The sequence below is a fragment of the Bacillus sp. ISO11 genome, from assembly GCF_003458115.1.
In the GTDB taxonomy this organism is placed as follows: Bacteria; Bacillota; Bacilli; order Bacillales; family Bacillaceae_G; genus Bacillus_A; species Bacillus_A cereus.
Genome location: NZ_QXCO01000105.1, coordinates 1 through 352, shown reverse-complemented (window position 1 = coordinate 352; position 352 = coordinate 1). Strand labels below are relative to the sequence as shown.

Below are 352 nucleotides of genomic sequence, written 5' to 3'. Positions count from 1 at the left end.
GGGCTATTACAATAACAAAAGATTTCAAAAAAGATTAAACAACCTTAGTCCTATTGAATTTGGAACTAAGGCTGCTTAATGAAAAGACACCTAATCTATTACTGTCTACTTGACAGGGGTAAGACCATCCAACAGGAGTCATCTTTTTTAAATTCCATTGATATCTATAATGATTATAATACGTCATATATTTCTTAATCTCTTGTTTCAATTCATTAAAGGACACGCAAGGTTTTATATGAGCTTCATCTTTCAGATGACCAAAAAATGATTCTTGTGGGGCGTTATCCCAACAGTTTCCTCTTCTTGACATGGATTGTCCAAGGTTTAGCTTTTTAACTAGCTTTTGATA

The 352-nt window shown here is 33.0% G+C and carries 1 pseudogene; it reads right to left on the bottom strand.

What is annotated here, in order from left to right:
• Positions 1–130 precede the first annotated feature (130 nt).
• A pseudogene (locus D1166_RS31035) lies at positions 131–352 on the bottom strand (IS3 family transposase); the annotation flags it as partial.